Source organism: Microcoleus sp. AT3-A2 (assembly GCF_036705685.1).
GTDB lineage: Bacteria > Cyanobacteriota > Cyanobacteriia > Cyanobacteriales > Microcoleaceae > Microcoleus.
The window spans coordinates 1-18,226 of sequence record NZ_JAUBVF010000029.1 but is presented as its reverse complement, the minus strand read 5'-3'; the positions used below and the strand labels follow the sequence as shown (position 1 = coordinate 18,226).

Genomic DNA, 18,226 nt, shown 5'->3' with positions numbered 1-18,226 from the left:
GGAGATTGTGATCACAAAAGCACAGATTCAGGAGACCTCTTGCAAAAGTCCCCAATAAGAATAATAGTGAGGTGATTGAGAGGAAAAACTGATGACTTACGAACAAGTACAAAGCTTAAAGCCAGAAGCCTTCAAGAGATTATGTGGCGTTGGGTCTACAACTTTTGCAGAAATGGTGTCAATTCTAAAACAACAGCAACTTCAGAAACAGAAACCCGGTCGTCCGCCTAAACTGAGCTTAGAAGATCAGGTACTACTGGCATTACAATATTGGCGAGAGTATCGTACCTACTTTCACATTGCTCAAAGCTGGAACATCAATGAATCGACTGCGTTCCGTCGTGAGACACGTAGAAGACACATTGATTCGTTCAGGTCGGTTTAGCTTACCCGGAAAAAAAGCACTGCTGCAACCGGACTCAGTTTTAGAAGTGGTTGTGGTCGATGTGACTGAAAGTCCAGTCGAGCGTCCAAAAAAAACAACGACAAGTGTTTTCCGGTAAAAAAAAGTATCATACCTTGAAGTCGCAATTAGTGGTTAATCAAAAGACGGGAGCAATTATCTGCATAGCTCATGGTAAAGGCAGAAGGCATAACTTTCGCCTATTCAAGAGCAGTAAAGTTAGGCTAGACAATACAATTAAGCTTTGGCGTGACAAGGGTTATCAAGGAATTGCCAAACTTCATGCCAATAGTCAGATACCTACTAAAAAGCCCAAAAGCTCTAATTTATCTCAGGTTCAACGGCAAGAAAACCGTACTCTGGCAAGCGAACGTATTATTATTGAACACGTTAATAGGAGGCTGAAAATTTTTCGGATTCTGTCGGAACGTTACCGAAATCGCCGACGCAGATTTGGTTTACGCTTCAACCTGATTGCAGGCATCTATAATTATGAACTTAACCTTTCATAATGACTTTTGCAAGAGGTCTAAACAACTTTGTGGGATTAAAAGATTTCTGTCAATGCGTAAATCCTAGCTTTGTTGATAGCCTGACATAATAGGTCTCATAAGAAATTCTGTATCTAAATATACTATATTTGTATAAATCATGACATTTATCAAGTTATCCTGACATTAAGGGCGAGATTCCACACCTTACCTACAAAATTTGTAAGCTCCTGAGTTGAGAAGGTATTCCAAGCTTTCACCAGTCAATCGCCCTTGGTTGTTGGCGTTGGCACTCGAGCTTAGTTCTCAAATTTTTGTCGTCCGTGAAATGTGATATGAGTTGAAATCTCCGAAATTCATGCCGAAACTAAAAGAATCTTTTAATCACCCCCATACCGAACCAGCCGATACCGCGATTCGCCTAAAGCAGCATAAAGACCTGTTTTCCTGGCTTTCGATCGCTGCGGGGCTAATTTTTCTACAGGGGTACATGATTGCTCCCCTGATTCCACGTTTGGCTGAAGTTTTTAATGTTCCGGTTCAGGAAATCGGCTTTATCGTTCCAGCCTATATGCTGTCCTATGCACTGATGGCATTATTCTTCGGCCTCCTGTCCGATCGCTTTGGTCGATGGTCTATTATTCGCATCTCGCTTGCTCTTTTTGTCATTTTCACGGCTTTAACTGCCACTGCTCAAAATGCTTCGCAGATGGCAACCTGGCGGCTATTAACCGGGATTGGAGCAAGTGGTGTGATTCCCCTTACCTTCGCCTTAATTGGCGATTTATTCCCGTTTGATCAGCGAGGTGCCAAGCTAGGATTGGTGTTTGCAGCAATGGAAGGGGGAATGGCAGCAGGCTCTGCGGGGGGAGCGATTCTTGAGCCATTTGTAGGTTGGCGAGTGCTCTTTCTAGGTACTGCTGTGTTTGCTGCTATTGTGCTTTGGCGGCTTCATCCTTACGGCTCTTTATTTGATACACCACAAGTCACCAAATTACCGCCTATTCGCCAAATTTTTAGGGGATACAGCCAGATATTAGCAACCTTTAGGGGAAAGCGTACATATGCTTATGTTCTGTGGAATGGTATCTACCACTCTGGGGTATATACATGGCTAGGGTTGTATTTATCCCAACGGTACAACATGGATGCCTTGAGCATTGGTTTAAACATTCTTGGGTACGGCATTCCCGGTTTATTGCTGAGTTCTTTGATTGGTCAAGCCGTCGATCGGTGGGGACGGCGTTGGCTCGTTCCAGCAGGGTTGGTCATGGCTGCTGTGGCTGGAATTGGAATGATTTTTGAGATTCCGCCAATCGGAACGACGATCGCAGTTCTTATTTTGTCTTTAGGGTATGACCTGACTCAACCGTTGTTTGTCGGAATTGTGACCGATCTCGGAGATGACAACAATTTGGGGCAAACGATGGGACTGAAGGTATTTACTCTCTTTACTGGATTTGGTGTAGGCAGTCTCATATTTGGAGAGCTACTGCGCTTTGGATTTGGGCCTTCTCTCGCTATCTTTGGTGGCATTCAGTTGATAACTGGTTTGATCGCAGTCCCGCTATTCTGGCAGGAAGTCCCCTCTCGATTACGGGGTTAGCGACTGTTGCCCAAACCAATGTTGCCTACATCAATACTGCTCAAATAATTGCGATCAGTGGTGGTAATAACTCTCTATAGATGTTCTGTTGTAGAGCATCTATAAAGTGTCATTTTCAATAAGTTATTTCTAAATGAATGTCTCCGAATCTTAAAAAAATAGCCCGATTGCCGATAGTATATAATAGGGTATTACCTATTAAAACACATATGAGTCAGCTTCTTCATAAATAATAATATATTGATAAACATTTATCTCAAACTCAAAGCTTGCTCGGCATAAACTACGAAAAGTAATAACTTTAATTGTTAACGCTGAGGGTTTGCTCGCTAAAAAAGAAGCATAAATAGAGCGAAAAAAAGATAGCTATTAAAGCGGGAAGCGGCAGCCATCATGAGGAAGATGCAAACAACCCCGTCACACAATAGTTTCATAAAAATCAATACGGGATGCGGGAAACTCAGCGGCTTTAGCCCTGAGAGGGAAGCGGATCGGGGGACTTCAGTCCCCGTGTTCTTTCTTTCTTAATTAGCAGAATGATGCGGATCTTCTATGTATTTTTTCACAACTTCACTACTAATATTGCCTGCGGTACTAACAAAATAGCTGCTCGTCCACAAAGACGGCAGCTTTTTTAATTCTGGGAACTGGGCCCTTAAATGATGACTAGAACGTCCTTTGGACGCCTTAACGACCAGCGCAGGAGTATCCATCGGATTGACGGCGACGAATAAATGTACGTGATCTGGTGCCACTTCTAAAGCTAGAATATCCCAACCTTTCTCAGTCGAAAGCGCTAAAAATAGCTCTCGCAGTCTAGTTGCTACGTCTCCCACTAGAACTTTCTTGCGACGCTTGGGAATGAAGACGAAGTGATAATTGAGTAAGAATTTGACGTGGTTGTGAGTCTTGTACTCTGGAAGAGGCAACATAAACTTTTGTTGTTATCGCTTAATTTATCCACTGTATCCAGTTAAACTAAATAAATCAAATAATTTACAGAAAAAAGAGGTGGCTAAGGTCAAAAAAATGATGGGAGTACAGCAAGTATTGTTGTCTCCCACCAAAGAAGTTGAAGCAGTATTAAACTACCTTTGTCGGCAATCTGGCAAACTTTATAATAGTGCCGTCTATTTGGCTCGCCAAACCTTTTTCAAAACGGGAAGGTTGCTGACCGGAAAATTTGACTTATCTTTTGAACCGTCAATTGCAAAGTCGATGGTTGCTAAGTCGCTGCCTTCAACGCCTATGCAACAAACTTTGATGTCGGTTACGGAGGTCTTTAAAAGCTTCAAAGAGTTAAAAGCTTTGTATAGCAAAGGTCAATTGCACTTTAGACCCAAGCCTCCGAGCTATTTAACAGGTTCTAAGTTATTTAAAGTCGCTTATCCAAATTCTGGTGGATTAAAGCCAGCGCTTGTCGGCGACCAATTGAGATTTTCCCTGGGTTTAACAGTACGGCGCTGGTTCGGGATTTCTGAATTCTTTCTACCCATGTCGTCAAACATTGACTACTCAAAGGTTAAAGAGTTCACGATTCTCCCGAAGAATGGTGTTTTCTACTTGGAGATGTCTTATGAAGTAGAATGCCAGCAGCACACTTTAGATTACACCCAAGCGCTGTCAATTGATTTGGGAATTGCTGACAATTTAGCAGCCTGTGTAGACACCCTGGGAAATTCTTTCTTGATTGATGCTCGTGCCATGAAAGCGATGAATCAGCTATGGAATAAAAAAGTAGCAACTAGAAAGGAAGGAAAGCCCGCTGGTTACTGGGACAACTGGCTATACCGTGTAACTCGCAAGCGTAATCACCAGATGCGCGATGGTATAAACAAAGCTGCGAAGCTGATTGTTTCCCACTGCTTACAGCATGGGATTGGTAATCTAGTCATTGGATGGAACCAAGGTTTTAAATCTAATGCCGATATGGGTAAGCTGAACAATCAGAGATTTGTTCAAATGCCATTAGGAAAGCTGAAACATCGACTAAACCAATTGTGCGATTTGCACGCCATTAAGTTTACGGAAACCGAAGAAGCATATACGTCCAAAAGTAGTTTTCTTGATGGAGACTCCCTGCCCAGCTACGGTGAAAAACCGCCTGAGTGGAAAGCATCTGGAAAACGAATTAAACGTGGTTTGTATCGCTCTGCCGATGGAACTGTAATCAACGCAGATTTAAATGGCGCGGCTAACATTCTCAGAAAAGTAGCTAGTAAGTTAAGTGTAAATCTTGACCGACTAGGTAGACGGTGTTTGACCACCGTAGCGAGAATGAGGCTTTGGTAATAACTAAAGTCAATCTGTCAGCAGAATCTCAGTGGCTTTAGCCCTGAGAGCGTCAATATTTGATGAGGGACGATCGCCCCATAAAATTAGGCATATTATCAAAGGATACGCTCGCCTCTGTTCTGGGGGAAACTAAATCCAAACCAAAACTCCAACACGCCCGCCATGCCCAAACTTCCCGAATGCGTAGGCGTAAGCCGGGGTCGAGCCATCGCTGTCTCCTCTACGCCCGCAACCCACACTTAATCTGTGCAGTTCATCCCACAGGCTCAGACACCGACACTTGCCCCGACCTTTGACCAGACCCCAACGCCTAAGCCGATGAACTGTGGGAACCCGAAGGGGCAAGCTACTATGGCTGCGAATTGATTCTGCAACCGAGGCAGCGGTGGACACCAGAGAAACAGTTAGAACTTTTGGATACCCACTCACTGTTTACTGGCCGGTGTCTCCAAGGTGAAATGACTTACCCCCAGTATGAAACGCCGCCTGTTCATTGGGATTGTTCGGCTTGCGGATGGATCACTGATTCGGTTTGAGGTGATGGTCATTGGTAACAAGTTAAGCTAATAAAGCATTTGTCAATCAGCAATTATGCTCAACATTTACTCGGATTTTGGGCATAAAACTGAGATTTTGGCGATCGAGGAATTATGCCTACCATGATATTTATACCTACTCCCTATCAAATCGTAAATTTTCCACTCCTAAAAAAGTGGTTTTTTTGAGTAATATTACTGATTGACAAATGCAATTAAGTCTTAGCTTGTCACCAACGGGTGATAGTTGACAAGGATAATTATCAGCAAGGGGAAAACGCTCCCTCGACACCCCACTTGAAAGTGCAGCCGACTAATCCCCCAACAAACACCCAAAACGCGCATTGAGGCAGCACAGTTAACAACACAATCTCATGAGACCACGATTGCCAGAAGCGAAACATGAGCTCACTTTTGTTGAGTAAATTACTATGTTACAATCAGCTCCAATAATAATTAAGTTTTAAAATCGGCCTTAACCTCACGCTCAATTCCCTTGCGATCGCTAGAATAACAATGACTATCAACTTAGCTGGCTATCAATTCGTTGAAACTCTCCACAGCGGGATAAGAACTTCAGTCGATCGCGCTCGGAGGATTTCGGACTTGTCCAGCGTGATCGTCAAAACGCTAAAGGCTGAGTATCCCACTCTTTCTGACATCACCCGCTTGCGGCACGAATATCAAATTCTGCAAAGCTTGAACGTAGAACCGATTATCAAAGCCATTAGTTTAGAAAGCTATAAAAACGGTTTAGCACTGATATTACAAGATTCAGGCTCCGAGTCTCTCAACGATTGGATGAAGGGTAAAAAACTCACAATCATTCAATTTCTTTCTTTGGGTCTCCAGCTTGTCTCTGCCTTAGCAGAAATCCATAAACATAACATTATTCATAAAGATGTAAAGCCACAAAATATAATCATCAACCCAGCCACTGAAAAAGTTCAAATTATTGATTTCAGCATCGCTTCGCGCCTGGAGCGAGAAAATTCGACGCTCAGCCATCCAGATTTGCTCGAAGGCACCCTCGCTTATATGTCGCCCGAACAAACTGGCCGGATGAATCGGTCAATTGACTACCGCACTGATTTTTATTCACTAGGCGTTACCTTCTATGAAATGCTCACAGGCGAGTTGCCCTTTAATTCCACAGACCCGCTGGAATTGGTACACAGCCATATTGCCAAAACTCCCATTCCCCTTCACCAGCTAAATCCTGAAATCCCACCACAAATTTCAGCGATTGCGATGAAGTTATTAGCTAAAAATGCTGAAGACCGCTACCAAAGCACTGAGGGACTAAAATTTGACTTAGAAACTTGCTTGGTAAAACTACAGGCTAGCGGATATATTTCCAACTTTGTTGTTGGAAGTGCGGATAAAGCAGGGCAATTAAATATACCGCAAAAGCTCTACGGTCGCGACCAAGAAATTGAAATAATTATAGAAACTTTCGATCGCGTTGCCAGTGGCACCACCGAATTAATGCTGGTTTCCGGTTATTCCGGGATAGGCAAAACAGTGTTGGTCAATGAAGTTCACAAACCCATTGTGCGGCAACGAGGCTATTTTATTGCGGGTAAATTTGACCAGTTCAAGCGCAATATTCCTTATGCTTCCCTCATTCAAGCATTCCAATCCTTAACTCAGCAACTTCTAACCGAAGGCGAAGCAGAAATCCAAACTTGGAAAGAAAAACTGTTATCCGCTTTAGGCGATAACGGACAAGTCATCATAGATGTTATCCCTGAAGTCGAATTAATTATTGGCAAACAGCCACCCGTAGCAGAATTAGGGGCAACTGAAGCTCAAAATCGTTTCAGTCGCGTGTTTAAACAATTCATTGGCGTATTTACCACTATTGACCATCCCTTAGTTATCTTCCTCGATGACTTGCAGTGGGCGGATTCGGCATCGTTGAAATTAATTGAATTGCTAATAACTGATTCTGATAGCAAGTATTTATTGCTGATTGGGGCATATCGAGATAATGAAGTTTCTCCCACTCATCCGACGATTCAAACGATTGACAAGATTCGCAAAACGGGTGCGACGGTGAATAATATTGTCCTTCAACCATTACACCTGGTTCATGTCGAAGAATTAATTGCGGATACTTTAAATGAATCTGGCGGTTCGGAATCCCTGTCTGTAAAGACGCGAAATTTCGCGTCTCTACTTTTTAATAAAACACAGGGCAATCCTTTCTTCTTAAGTCAACTCCTCAAAACTCTCTATCAAGAAGATTTGTTGACTTATAACTTCACCCCCCTAATCCCCCCTTACCAAGGGGGGACAAAGGGGGGTTGGCAATGGAATATCGAACAAATTCAAGCGATCGGCATCACCGATTACAATGTTGTCGAACTGATTGCTAGAAACATACGCAAATTGCCCGAATATACACAAAAAGTATTAAAATTTGCTGCTTGTATTGGCAACACTTTTAACTTAGAAGTTTTGGCGATTGTTAATCAGGAATCATCCTTAATCACGGCGGCGCAATTGTGGGAAGCACTTCAAGCTGGGTTGATTTTACCTTTGAGCAATGAATACAAAATTCCCCTCGTATTTAGTCAGGAAGAATCGGGCGGTTTTACATTAACTGATGTCAAGGTTGACTACAAGTTTTTACATGACCGAGTGCAGCAAGCTGCCTATTCTTTGATTCCCGATGAGCAGAAAAAAGAGACCCACTTAAAAATCGGTCAACTGCTCCTGCAAAGTACAACGCCAGAAGACCGAAAAGAAAATATTTTCGCTTTAGTTAACCAACTCAATTATGGTACAGACTTACTTACAACTGAATCCCAAAAATATGAACTAGCCCAATTGAATCTGATTGCAGGTCAGAAAGCGAAAGCTGCTACAGCCCACGATTCCGCCGTCAAATATTTGCAAGTGGGTTTATCTCTGCTAGCGGTAGATAGTTGGGAAAATCGGTATGAACTGGCATTAAGGCTGCATGAGGAAGCAGCAGAGTCAGCATATTTGAGTGGTGATTTTGACGGAATGCAGAGATTCGTTGAGATAGTACAAAACTGCGCCAAAACGCTATTGGACAAAGTAAAAGTGTACGAAGTCCAGATTCAAGCTTATATGGCGCAGAACAAGCTGCTCGAAGCATTGAATACGGGGCTACAAGTCTTAAAGCAGTTGGAGGTAGAGTTTCCTGACTCACCAAACCCATCTGATATTGGGCAGGCGCTGGGGGAAACTGCGGCAATTTTGAGCGGAACTCAAATTGAGGACTTAATCGATCTCCCTGAAATGACAGATCCTTATCAATTAGCAGCGATCAGGATTTTGTCAAGTATATTTTCTGCTTGCTATTCTGGGATGCCCGTACTGGTACCTTTAACAGTGTGCAAACAGGTCGATTTATCCGTTCAATATGGCAATGCTTCTGTGTCTCCCTTTGCATATGCGGTATACAGTCTTCTTCTTTGTGGGGCGGTAGGAGATATTGAGCGGGGCTATGAGTTGGGCCAATTAGCTTTACGTCTAGTGTCAAAGTTAAATGGCAAAGAAATCGAAGTCAAGACTTGCCACTTAGTGTATGCTGCCGTTCAACATTGGAAAGAACACGTCCGAAATACCTTAGAACCTTTCCTGGCAGCTTTCTCTACCGGGCTGGAAACTGGAGATTTAGAATATGCTGGCTATGCCGTCATGGTGTGGAGTCATTACTCGTTTTTTGTTGGCAAGCAACTAATGCAACTTGAACGAGAGATAGCAACTTACACAGATGCACTTCATAAAATCAGCCAAGAAACAGCGCTTAATAATACAAAGATTTGTTGGCAAGCCGTCTTAAACATGATGGGAAGCAGCCAAAATCTATGCCAGTTAAAGGGGGAAGTATACGACGAAGAGAAAATGCTGCCGCTATACCAGCAAACCAACAATCAACTGGCAATTCATTACTTATACTTGCACAAACTTGCGCTTTGTTATGTGTTTGATAATTACCAGGAAGCCTTACAAAATATCCCTCAAGTAGAAAGTTCTTTCGGCTCATCGACAGGGCAGCTAACTGTTGTTATTTTCTATTTCTACGATTCTCTAATACGGCTAGCTGTGTATCCTGAAACTTCGCCGTCCGACCAACAGGACATTCTTAACCGAGTACAAGCTAATCAAGAAAAGTTGCAAAACTGGGCACATTATGCCCCAATGAATCATCTGCATAAATTCTATTTGGTAGAGGCCGAAAAGCATCGGGTTTTAGGCGAAAAAGTAGAAGCGATCGAGATGTACGATCGCGCGATCGCTCTTGCGAAAGAAAACGAGTACATAAACGAAGAAGCATTGGCTCACGAACTCGCTGCCAAATTCTATTTGTCATGGGGTAAAGAAAAGATTGCCCGCACCTACATGACCGATGCTTATTATGCCTATATGCGCTGGGGAGCTTTAGCTAAAGTTAAACATCTAGAAGAAAAATACCCGCAATTAATAGCGCGATCGCCTGTGGTCACCGAAACCCCTTTCGACCCTACGAGGACAATTCCTCCTTTGACCATTACAGGCGGTCAAACAGAGTTGCTAGACTTGGCAACTGTAATGAAAGCATCTAGTGCCATTTCTAGCGAAATTGTTCTACCTAACTTGCTCACCAAGTTAATGAAAATTTTGATAGAAAACGCAGGTGCTGAAACTGGATCGCTTATTCTCTCAAAAGAGGGTCAACTTGTTATAGAAGCGGCGGGGACTAAAGATCAAGTCCGAGTGCTAGAATCTTTACCAGTATCAACTTCTGGGCAAGTTCCTATCTCGGTACTTAATTACGTCACCAGAACTCAGAAAGATGTCGTTTTAAATGATTCGGGCCGCGAGGAAATCTTTAACGCCGACCCCTACATTGCCCAACACAAACCAAAATCAATTTTGTGTGCGCCTATCCTATATCAAGGTAAGTTAAGTGCCATCCTGTACCTAGAAAACAACGTGATTGCTGGCGCTTTCACGCCGAAGCGGGTAGAAGTGTTGCGGATGCTATCGGGACAAGTTGCGATCGCCTTAGAAAATGCCAACCTCTATCACACTTTAGAAGTCAAAGTAGAAGAGCGAACCGAGGAATTAAAAGCCAAAAATACGCGCCTAGAAGTAGAAATTCAAGAGAGACAGCGAGCCGAGCAAGCGGCCGAAGCCGCAAACCGCGCCAAGAGCCAATTTCTCGCCAACATGAGCCACGAACTTCGCACACCGCTCAACGGCATTTTAGGTTATACCCAAATCCTCAAACGAGACACAGGTTTAACCAGTCAGCAAAATTCTGGTATTAACATCATTCATCAGTGTGGCGAACACCTCCTAACTCTGATCAATGACGTTCTAGACCTCTCCAAAATCGAAGCCGGAAAAATGGAAATCTACCTCACCGAGTTTCACCTGTCAGACTTTCTCCAAGGCATTACTGAAATCTGCCAGATTCGCGCCCAACAGAAGGGAATCTCTTTGATTTACGAACCGCTAACTCCACTTCCAACTTGCGTCCAAGCCGATGAAAAAAGATTGCGGCAAATTCTGATCAACTTACTCGGTAATGCCATAAAATTCACCGAGAAAGGAGGCGTTAGTTTTAAAGTAGACAGATTGGAGGCTCAGCCATCTTTGTCATCACCAATCGCCAATCCCCAATCCCTAAGAGCGAAATTTATTTTCCAAGTAGAAGATACGGGCATTGGCATCGCGCCGGACGAACTCTCAAAAATATTTTTGCCCTTCGAGCAAGCCAGCGGTTCAGTTAGCCAAATAGAGGGGACAGGATTAGGACTGCCAATTAGTCGCCAATTAGTGGAGATGATGGGCGGCGAACTGAAAGTACAAAGTTCTTTAGGTAAAGGCAGTATTTTCTGGTTTGAGTTAGAGTTGCCTATTACCGAAAGCTGGGAAGGGTATCAAAAAGAACCTGAAAAAATTATCAGGGGTTTCTCAGGCTCTCAGCGGAAAATTTTAGTCGTTGACGATCGCTGGGAAAATCGCTCTGTCCTAGTTAATCTTTTAGGTCCTATTGGGTTTGAATTAATGGAGGCAACGGACGGTCAAGACTGCGTGAATAAAGCGCTGTTATTTCAACCGCACTGTATTATAATTGACTTAGTAATGCCCGTCATGGACGGCTTTGAAGCGGTGAGGCGGATCAGAAAAATCCCTGCATTGAAAGATGTAATCGCGATCGGAACTTCTGCTAGCATTTTATCCGGCGAACCCCACAGTATTTTCCAGGCGGGTTGCAACGCTTTTCTCCTCAAACCAATTCGGGCAGAAAAGTTATTAGAATGTTTGGGCTACCATTTAGGTTTAGAATGGATTTATGAGGAGCGAACAACTTTCAGTTCAGAAGGTATCTTAACCGATTCCCCTTCTCAAATCCCAGACCAACAACTGATTGCTCCCCCTTCGGAAGAAGTTGCAGTCCTGTTCGATTTAGCCATGAAAGGTGAACTCCTCAGTATTGAGAAGCGAGCCAGCAAGCTGAAGGCAATAGATATGCGTTATGCACCTTTTGCCAATCAGTTGCTTGAATTAACCAAAAACTTTGAAGAAGACAAATTAGTTGAATTTGTTCAACAGTTTAGATGAGGACTAAAAATGACTAGCGAATCTTTAGACAGAGGAACCATTTTAATTGTGGATGATACGCCCACTAATCTGGGTTCAGTATTGGATTTTTTGAGCGCATCTGGCTTCACTGTTTGGGTAGCTCGCAGTGGGTCTAACGCTCTCAAAAAAGTGCAATATAGCCAGCCGGATTTAATTTTGTTGGATGTTCTGATGCCAGAGATGGACGGATTTAAAACCTGTCAACATCTAAAAGCAAGTGACTTAACTAAAGATATCCCAGTCATTTTTATGACCGCGCTGGACGATACAGAAAGCAAAGTCAAAGGCTTTAATGTGGGGGGAGTTGATTATATCACTAAGCCCCTTCAACAGGAAGAAGTTTTAGCTAGGGCTATCACGCACCTGAATCTGCGAAATCTAACTAAAAAGCTTCAGGCGCAAATTGTCGAGCGCGAGCGAGCGCAAGCCGACCTACAAGTTTTGACACAAGAGCTAGAGACGCGAGTAGAACAGCGCACCGCTGAACTTTCCCAAACGAATGAACGCCTCAAGCAGGAGGCTGCTGAACGCAAGCTTGCAGAAGCAGCTTTGCAAGCATCGGAAGCGCGAGAGCGGCACAAAGCCCTAGAACTCGAAAATTCCCTGCACGAACTCAAGGAGCTGCAAAGCCAGCTCATTCAGAGCGAAAAAATGTCCGGTCTAGGCCAACTCGTAGCTGGCGTAGCCCATGAAATCAATAATCCAATTAATTTTATTTATGGAAATCTTTCCTATGCTCTGGAATATTCAAAAGCTTTGGTCACTATCCTTGACCTCTACGAAAAGCACTATCCTAATCCGGCTCCAGATATACAAGCAGAAATCGCAGCAAGCGAGCTAGATTATGTCAAAAACGACTTGCCTAAATTGTTCAAATCGATGTACTTAGGAGCCGATCGCATCCGCGAAATCGTTTTGTCTTTGCGCCTCTTCGCACGGCAAGAAGGATATGAAATGAGATCGGTCAACCTTCACGAAGGCATGGACAGCACGCTGATGATTTTACAGAGCCGACTAAAATTTAAGGCAGACCGCCCCTCGATTGAAGTGGTGCGGGACTATTGCCCAAACCTGCCCGAAGTGGACTGTTATGGGGGAGAAATGAATCAGGTATTTATGAATGTACTTGCAAATGCGATCGATGCTATTGACGAGTGGAACAAGCAGAGATCGCTAGAAGAAATTAAAGCGAATCCTAGCGTGATTCGGATTAGCACAGAAGTAACAAGCAGCAATTGCGTAGTTGTCCGAATTGTGGACAATGGGCCAGGGATCTCGGAAGAGGTTCGTCGCCACGTATTTAACCCGTTTTTTACGACAAAACCCCCCGGTAAGGGCACAGGGATTGGGCTATCTATTAGCTGGCAAATTGTAGTGGAAAAACACCGGGGAAGCTTGGGGTGTGTTTCTGCACCAGGCAGGGGAACAGAGTTTACTATTGAGATTCCGATTCGGCAGGAGTCTCCTGTGTTGTCGCTGTCAGCTTGATGTTATGCAAAAAGTTAGTGAATCCATTGGGTTGATTTTTTAGGACAATTTCAGGATAGCAAGTTAAAAAAACTAAGGGGCGATCGCGCTTCGATGTTACTCTCTAACCCACCACTGATTTCTCACCTACAGAATGAAGTATTCGGGTGCGATAGCCCTCAAAAAAATCCACCTGTAAATAATCTGGATTTTTAACAAATATGTCCGACCATTCGATCGGATTCAACAGCAACGACGTAAGACATAGAGGCAAAGCCTCGCAAGGGATCGACTAAACTAGCCTCGTTCTCTCGCCCAAATGCTGCAACATTGACCTTACACAGCCTGAAGCGATATAGCAGCTTTATCCCACTTTTTGTCTGAGTATGTCATATCTTGTCACCCCTTACTTATTGAGAATGACAATGTGCTGCGAAATCTCCCTAAAATGATGGAATCCCTGATTTCTCAAGGATTCCATCTATCGGAGCGGCGGGATTTGAACCCACGACCCCTACTACCCCAAAGTAGTGCGCTACCAAGCTGCGCTACGCCCCGACAGCTTTAATAGCTTAGCATAGAATTCCCGAAAAAGTCAAAAAACTTTTAAAACTTTTGCAGCCTGCACCAAAGTCGGAACCACAGCCGTCGGCCAAAAACCCTCGCACCTCCTGCCAGCATTCAAGATCAATTGCACGCTGTAAGCTTCGGGATAGCCTTCCACCTGCACCCACAGCAAGTCGCTTTCAGCTTCAATAGCTATTTTTTCCTCGTCCATTAACTCAGAAGCCATTTGACTCATTGCGCCTGCTAATTGCCCCAACAATCGGCAAAAATCGTTTAACTCAGCCTCCGTGAGTTCGATCGCCCAACCGTCGCCAGCCACCAAACCCTTAAACTCCTGGGCCTCTGGGTTCCATCCCAAACGCCACCCAACACCCGTTTTAATTACACGTTCCACCATTGAGGGATTTTAGATTTTAGATTTTAGATTTTAGATTTTAGATTAGTAGGACTTACCCATAAATACGAAAGAAAACGGGTTTTTTACTTGTGTTAAAAGCTCAAATGCAGTATTTCCATAAAAAACCCGGTTTCTGCATTCGTGAGTATTAAGGTGCCAGCAACTTCGCATCTCCCGGCTGCGGCTGCGGTATCTCCGGCGAACTCGATCGCCCTTGTGGTTTTTCGCCCGTCGGTGTGCGCCCACGCCCGGAAGTCTCGGTAAAGACATCAACCAAAGCTTGAACCAAAGCATCCCGCTGTGCTCTATTTAACCTTTGAATAGCAGCGCGATCCTGTTCCATCGGATTTGACCGCAAAACGTCGTTTCCCGGATACACGCTTTCCACCAAATAATCGGGAGTCGCGCCCAAATAGTCAGCTAAACTCAACTTCCAATCAAAGCGGTAATTGGGCGGGCGTCCTTTGACAAATACGTGATATCGAATCAACCGCCCGACTAAAGTATTGGTAGAATCGACTTTTCCAGTTTCCTTGGAAATGTAGTTATTTTCGATCGGGAAATCCGGCAATTTTTCGTACACCAATTTCCACGCATCTTGCACCCTCACTTGCAACGGCGCAGATTCTTGAGCAACCCGCTGCACCGACGCAGACTCAGAACTCCGCAGCAGCGAAGGTTCCAAAGCCGACAGACTCAGTTCGCCCGATTCCAATACCCAACTCAAAAGCGTGAAAATCGCCACACTCAAAGTAACGAACAGAAAACTCAAGGCCAGCTTTAATTTCTTCACAGTTTTGATAATAATTTCAAAAATAGAATAATTTCATAAACTTACCTCCAAGCAGATGTCCTAGTTTATAATTTTAGGACTTAGGAAAAGAAACCCGGTTTAGGAAAATCAGAAGTTTGTCAACGAGACAGCTAAGAAGAAACCGGGTTTCTCGCCCTGGCCCGCCAGTCTAGTTTGAAAAAGTTTTGAGTGTGAAGTTTAAAAAAATTGCTCGCAATTCACCACTCAAAACCCAAAACTCCCGAAGTCTAGATGTCTCCGATAATTTCCGGCTGAGTCAGTTCGTCCGACATCTCAAATATTGCCCGCATTACAGGTTTCATTTGATGGTCGTCCATATTGTCAAAATCTTCATAGCGACGGCGTTTTGCGCGGTTCGCCACCTGCACCGTAATCCGATAGCGGTTGGATGCAGCACTGATCAATTCTTCCGCCCGACGGGTTAGCTGAGTTGAATCGAAGGGTGGACGCTTATTAGCCATGAGACTACCTACTTTATGTAATGTTACATTCTAGTCTAGTATGTCAAGATTCATAATTTATTAACTGAGTATCATTGCTTATGCAGGTAGCAACAGCCTATTCCTTTGGTCACTTGCATCGGGGAAACTCTCATCCCCTCAAATTGGTTGCTTTCGGTGACAGCTTAATCTACGGTTTCGGCGACGGTGTAGGCGGTGGCTGGGTGGAAAGATTGCGGCGCCAGTGGATGTTACCGGAGAGTGCAGGACACGTTTTATACAATTTGGGCGTTCGGGGCGATCGCACCTATCAAGTCTCCCAGCGGCTCGAAAACGAGTTTCGCCACCGTGGCGAACTGAGAAACCGCGTCCCGGATGCGATTATTCTTTCGGTAGGTCTCAACGATTCGGCGAGAGTGCAGTCGCCTACCGGGCGCAGCTACACTGAGTTTGAACATTTTAAAACTGTTTTGGATCATTTATTAAACCTGTCCCAACAACTTTGTCCGGTGATATTTGTCGGGATGGTGCCGGTGGATGAAAGTAAAATGCCTTTTCAAGATTGTTTGTATTACAGTCATGCTGACCAATATCGGTATAAAGAAGCAACGAAATTAGCTTGTGAGTTGCGGGGAATTCCCTATTTAGATATTTTTGATAAATGGGTAAATCGGGGCAGTGATTGGTGGCGATCGCGCCTGATTGCAGACGGGCTTCATCCCAATGCAGCGGGGTATCAATCTTTATTTGAAGATGTGACAAGTTGGGAACCGATCGCCAGCATTAGTCATTAGTCATTAGTCAGTAGTCATTAGTCATCAGTAAAAATGAAGTAGGGTGCGTCAGCTAGCATTATTTCCCCTACAAATTAAGAATCTCACAACTGACGCACTCCCGCAAAAAACGGTGCGTCAGATTCATACTTTCCGTGCAAATAGAAAATCTCAAACCTCACGCACCCTAACACTGATTGTATTCTTCACCATCAAGTGAAACTTGATAAAATGCTCAGTAACCAGGTGGGTGTTGCAAACTACCAACCACTTTGTCGATCGCCTCTGCGATCGCCAACAACTCCATTTCACGCCACCGCTTACCAACAATTTGCATTCCAATCGGTAAACCATTTTGAGTTTGTCCAATTGGAATTACCACCGCAGGATGTCCACTAAGATTAAAGGGCATGGTATAAGATCCGTTTGCCACTGAATAAGGATAGGATCTGCCATCAATGTCAACGGCATTCCAAGCGGGACGGTGAGTAAACGCAGCGGTTGCGGCAACCGGACAAAGCCATACATCCCACGGTTCTAATGCCTCATCTATATGGGCAGTAAAGCGATCGCGCTGTGTGAGTACCTCGAAATATCTTTTCAAACTTGGATTCAATATCTCAGGTAGCAATCTGCTGAAATCTCCCAATTTTCGGAGTTCCTTGTCGCCTTGGGTGGCGGTGCGAAAGATTAACTCTAAACTACGACGCAGGTTATATCTATCCTGCGGTTGAGCGTAGATAGTGAGGTACATTGAGATCCGTCCGTAGAGATTCAATATTTGGGAAAGGTCAAAGTCTTTGGGAAGCCAGCGTTCGGTTTGGACACCTGCGTCAGAGAGTGTCTGCACGATCAACTCCATAGCTGCTCGAATTTCAGAAGCAACGGAAACTTCGGCCCATTCAGCAGTCCAAGCGATTTTGAGATGCTGCAAAGGCTTGCCAGAGGGTCGATCGAGCGGAACCGGTGGGACATCAGGGCGACGCAGATCCGCGCCTGCAATTAACGAAAAACATAGCCGGATATCTTCGATTGATCGAGCAAAACACCCAACGGTCATCATTTGCCGAATAGACAGTGGCATTCCCGGCACTTCAGGAATCTGCCCTGCTGTAGAAATACGGCGATCTGTCGGCTTTAAACCATATATGCCGCAGAAATGAGCGGGTTGACGCACCGAACCCCCGAAATCGTTGCCCAAATCCAAGGGTGAAAGTCCTGCTGCGACAGCCGCGGCACTCCCCCCAGAACTGCCTCCAGGTGTGTAGTCAAGATGCCAAGGATTATTCACCCGTGGAAACAGAGAATTTATGCTTTGATAATCGGCAGCCAGTTCCGCCATGTTGGTTTTTCCCATAATGACAGCACCTGCTGCCCGCAATCTCGCAACAGCAGTTGCATCCTGTTGAGGCACATAATCTTTGAGGGGAATATAGCCTGCTGTGGTGCGGAGTCCGGCTGTTTCAAAAATGTCTTTAATCGTGATGGGAACGCCATGTAAAGCACCCCAGTTTTCTCCTCTGGCTAGGGCTTCATCTGCAAGTCTTGCTCTTGTACGAGCATTGTCTTCATCCAGAGTACAAATGGCGTTTAATTGCGAGTTGTGCTTTGCGATTTGAGTAAGGTAAGCGTCCAGAACTTCGACGGCAGAGACTTCGCGATCGCGAATCATTCGCGCTAGCTGATGGGCAGAGGCAAACGTCAGGCTACTCATAAGCAACAAACAGGTATTTCTCGATCGAGTCAATTATAAGCTGTTCGACATCTAAACTGCATTAACTAAGTTACCTTTATTTTTTATTTTTCGGTTCCATTTTATAATTAG

General features: G+C 44.3%; 10 protein-coding genes, 1 tRNA gene and 1 pseudogene. 6 read left to right on the top strand and 6 right to left on the bottom strand.

Annotated features, from left to right (window positions below; translation table 11 throughout):
- Positions 1–91: 91 nt before the first annotated feature.
- A pseudogene (locus tag QUB37_RS17180) lies at positions 92–915 on the top strand (IS5 family transposase).
- Between the two features lie 337 nt (positions 916–1,252).
- A complete protein-coding gene (locus QUB37_RS17175) occupies positions 1,253–2,500 on the top strand; it encodes an MFS transporter (RefSeq protein ID WP_333164119.1) in 1,248 nt (415 codons plus the stop codon).
- A gap of 524 nt (positions 2,501–3,024) precedes the next feature.
- Here QUB37_RS17175 and tnpA read toward each other — a convergent pair.
- Positions 3,025–3,432 (bottom strand): IS200/IS605 family transposase, encoded by a 408-nt coding sequence (gene tnpA / locus QUB37_RS17170; protein WP_333164115.1) that lies wholly within the window; start codon positions 3,430–3,432, stop codon positions 3,025–3,027.
- Positions 3,433–3,511: 79 nt separating this feature from the next.
- Here tnpA and QUB37_RS17165 point away from each other — a divergent pair, with 79 nt between their 5' ends.
- The 3 genes from QUB37_RS17165 (at position 3,512) to QUB37_RS17155 (ending at position 13,431) form a co-directional block, all read left to right on the top strand.
- Entirely contained in the window at positions 3,512–4,792 is a 1,281-nt protein-coding gene (locus tag QUB37_RS17165) for a transposase (RefSeq protein WP_333164113.1), read from the top strand.
- A gap of 1,055 nt (positions 4,793–5,847) precedes the next feature.
- A complete protein-coding gene (locus QUB37_RS17160; RefSeq protein WP_333164110.1) occupies positions 5,848–11,922 on the top strand; it encodes an AAA family ATPase in 6,075 nt (2,024 codons plus the stop codon).
- Between the two features lie 9 nt (positions 11,923–11,931).
- A complete protein-coding gene (locus QUB37_RS17155) occupies positions 11,932–13,431 on the top strand; it encodes a response regulator (protein ID WP_333164107.1) in 1,500 nt (499 codons plus the stop codon).
- 463 nt (positions 13,432–13,894) lie between these two features.
- Here QUB37_RS17155 and QUB37_RS17150 read toward each other — a convergent pair.
- The 4 genes from QUB37_RS17150 to QUB37_RS17135 all read right to left on the bottom strand — a co-directional run bounded on the left by QUB37_RS17150 (position 13,895) and on the right by QUB37_RS17135 (position 15,649).
- Positions 13,895–13,968 (bottom strand) — tRNA-Pro (locus QUB37_RS17150).
- Between the two features lie 37 nt (positions 13,969–14,005).
- Complete coding sequence (locus QUB37_RS17145; RefSeq protein ID WP_333164104.1) at positions 14,006–14,374, bottom strand: DUF1818 family protein; 369 nt, start codon at positions 14,372–14,374, stop codon at positions 14,006–14,008.
- A gap of 148 nt (positions 14,375–14,522) precedes the next feature.
- The gene (locus QUB37_RS17140; protein ID WP_333164101.1) at positions 14,523–15,167 is read right to left on the bottom strand and encodes a hypothetical protein; all 645 of its coding nucleotides are present in this window, start codon (positions 15,165–15,167) and stop codon (positions 14,523–14,525) included.
- A gap of 248 nt (positions 15,168–15,415) precedes the next feature.
- Complete coding sequence (locus tag QUB37_RS17135; RefSeq protein WP_333164099.1) at positions 15,416–15,649, bottom strand: DNA-directed RNA polymerase subunit omega; 234 nt, start codon at positions 15,647–15,649, stop codon at positions 15,416–15,418.
- A gap of 80 nt (positions 15,650–15,729) precedes the next feature.
- Here QUB37_RS17135 and QUB37_RS17130 point away from each other — a divergent pair, with 80 nt between their 5' ends.
- Positions 15,730–16,422, top strand: a complete 693-nt coding sequence (locus tag QUB37_RS17130) for a GDSL-type esterase/lipase family protein (RefSeq protein WP_333164096.1) — start codon at positions 15,730–15,732, stop codon at positions 16,420–16,422.
- 214 nt (positions 16,423–16,636) lie between these two features.
- Here QUB37_RS17130 and QUB37_RS17125 read toward each other — a convergent pair whose 3' ends face one another.
- On the bottom strand, positions 16,637–18,115 hold the full coding sequence (locus QUB37_RS17125; RefSeq protein ID WP_333164094.1) for an amidase: 1,479 nt from the start codon (positions 18,113–18,115) through the stop codon (positions 16,637–16,639).
- Positions 18,116–18,226 lie beyond the last annotated feature (111 nt).

What these genes read in the sequence shown, in the direction of transcription:
- QUB37_RS17175 (WP_333164119.1), top strand. Translation starts at nt 1,253, where the DNA reads ATGCCGAAACTAAAAGAATCTTTTAATCACCCCCATACCGAACCAGCC.
- tnpA (WP_333164115.1), bottom strand. Translation starts at nt 3,432, where the DNA reads ATGTTGCCTCTTCCAGAGTACAAGACTCACAACCACGTCAAATTCTTA.
- QUB37_RS17160 (WP_333164110.1), top strand. Translation starts at nt 5,848, where the DNA reads ATGACTATCAACTTAGCTGGCTATCAATTCGTTGAAACTCTCCACAGC.
- QUB37_RS17155 (WP_333164107.1), top strand. Translation starts at nt 11,932, where the DNA reads ATGACTAGCGAATCTTTAGACAGAGGAACCATTTTAATTGTGGATGAT.
- QUB37_RS17145 (WP_333164104.1), bottom strand. Translation starts at nt 14,374, where the DNA reads ATGGTGGAACGTGTAATTAAAACGGGTGTTGGGTGGCGTTTGGGATGG.
- QUB37_RS17135 (WP_333164099.1), bottom strand. Translation starts at nt 15,649, where the DNA reads ATGGCTAATAAGCGTCCACCCTTCGATTCAACTCAGCTAACCCGTCGG.
- QUB37_RS17130 (WP_333164096.1), top strand. Translation starts at nt 15,730, where the DNA reads ATGCAGGTAGCAACAGCCTATTCCTTTGGTCACTTGCATCGGGGAAAC.
- QUB37_RS17125 (WP_333164094.1), bottom strand. Translation starts at nt 18,115, where the DNA reads ATGAGTAGCCTGACGTTTGCCTCTGCCCATCAGCTAGCGCGAATGATT.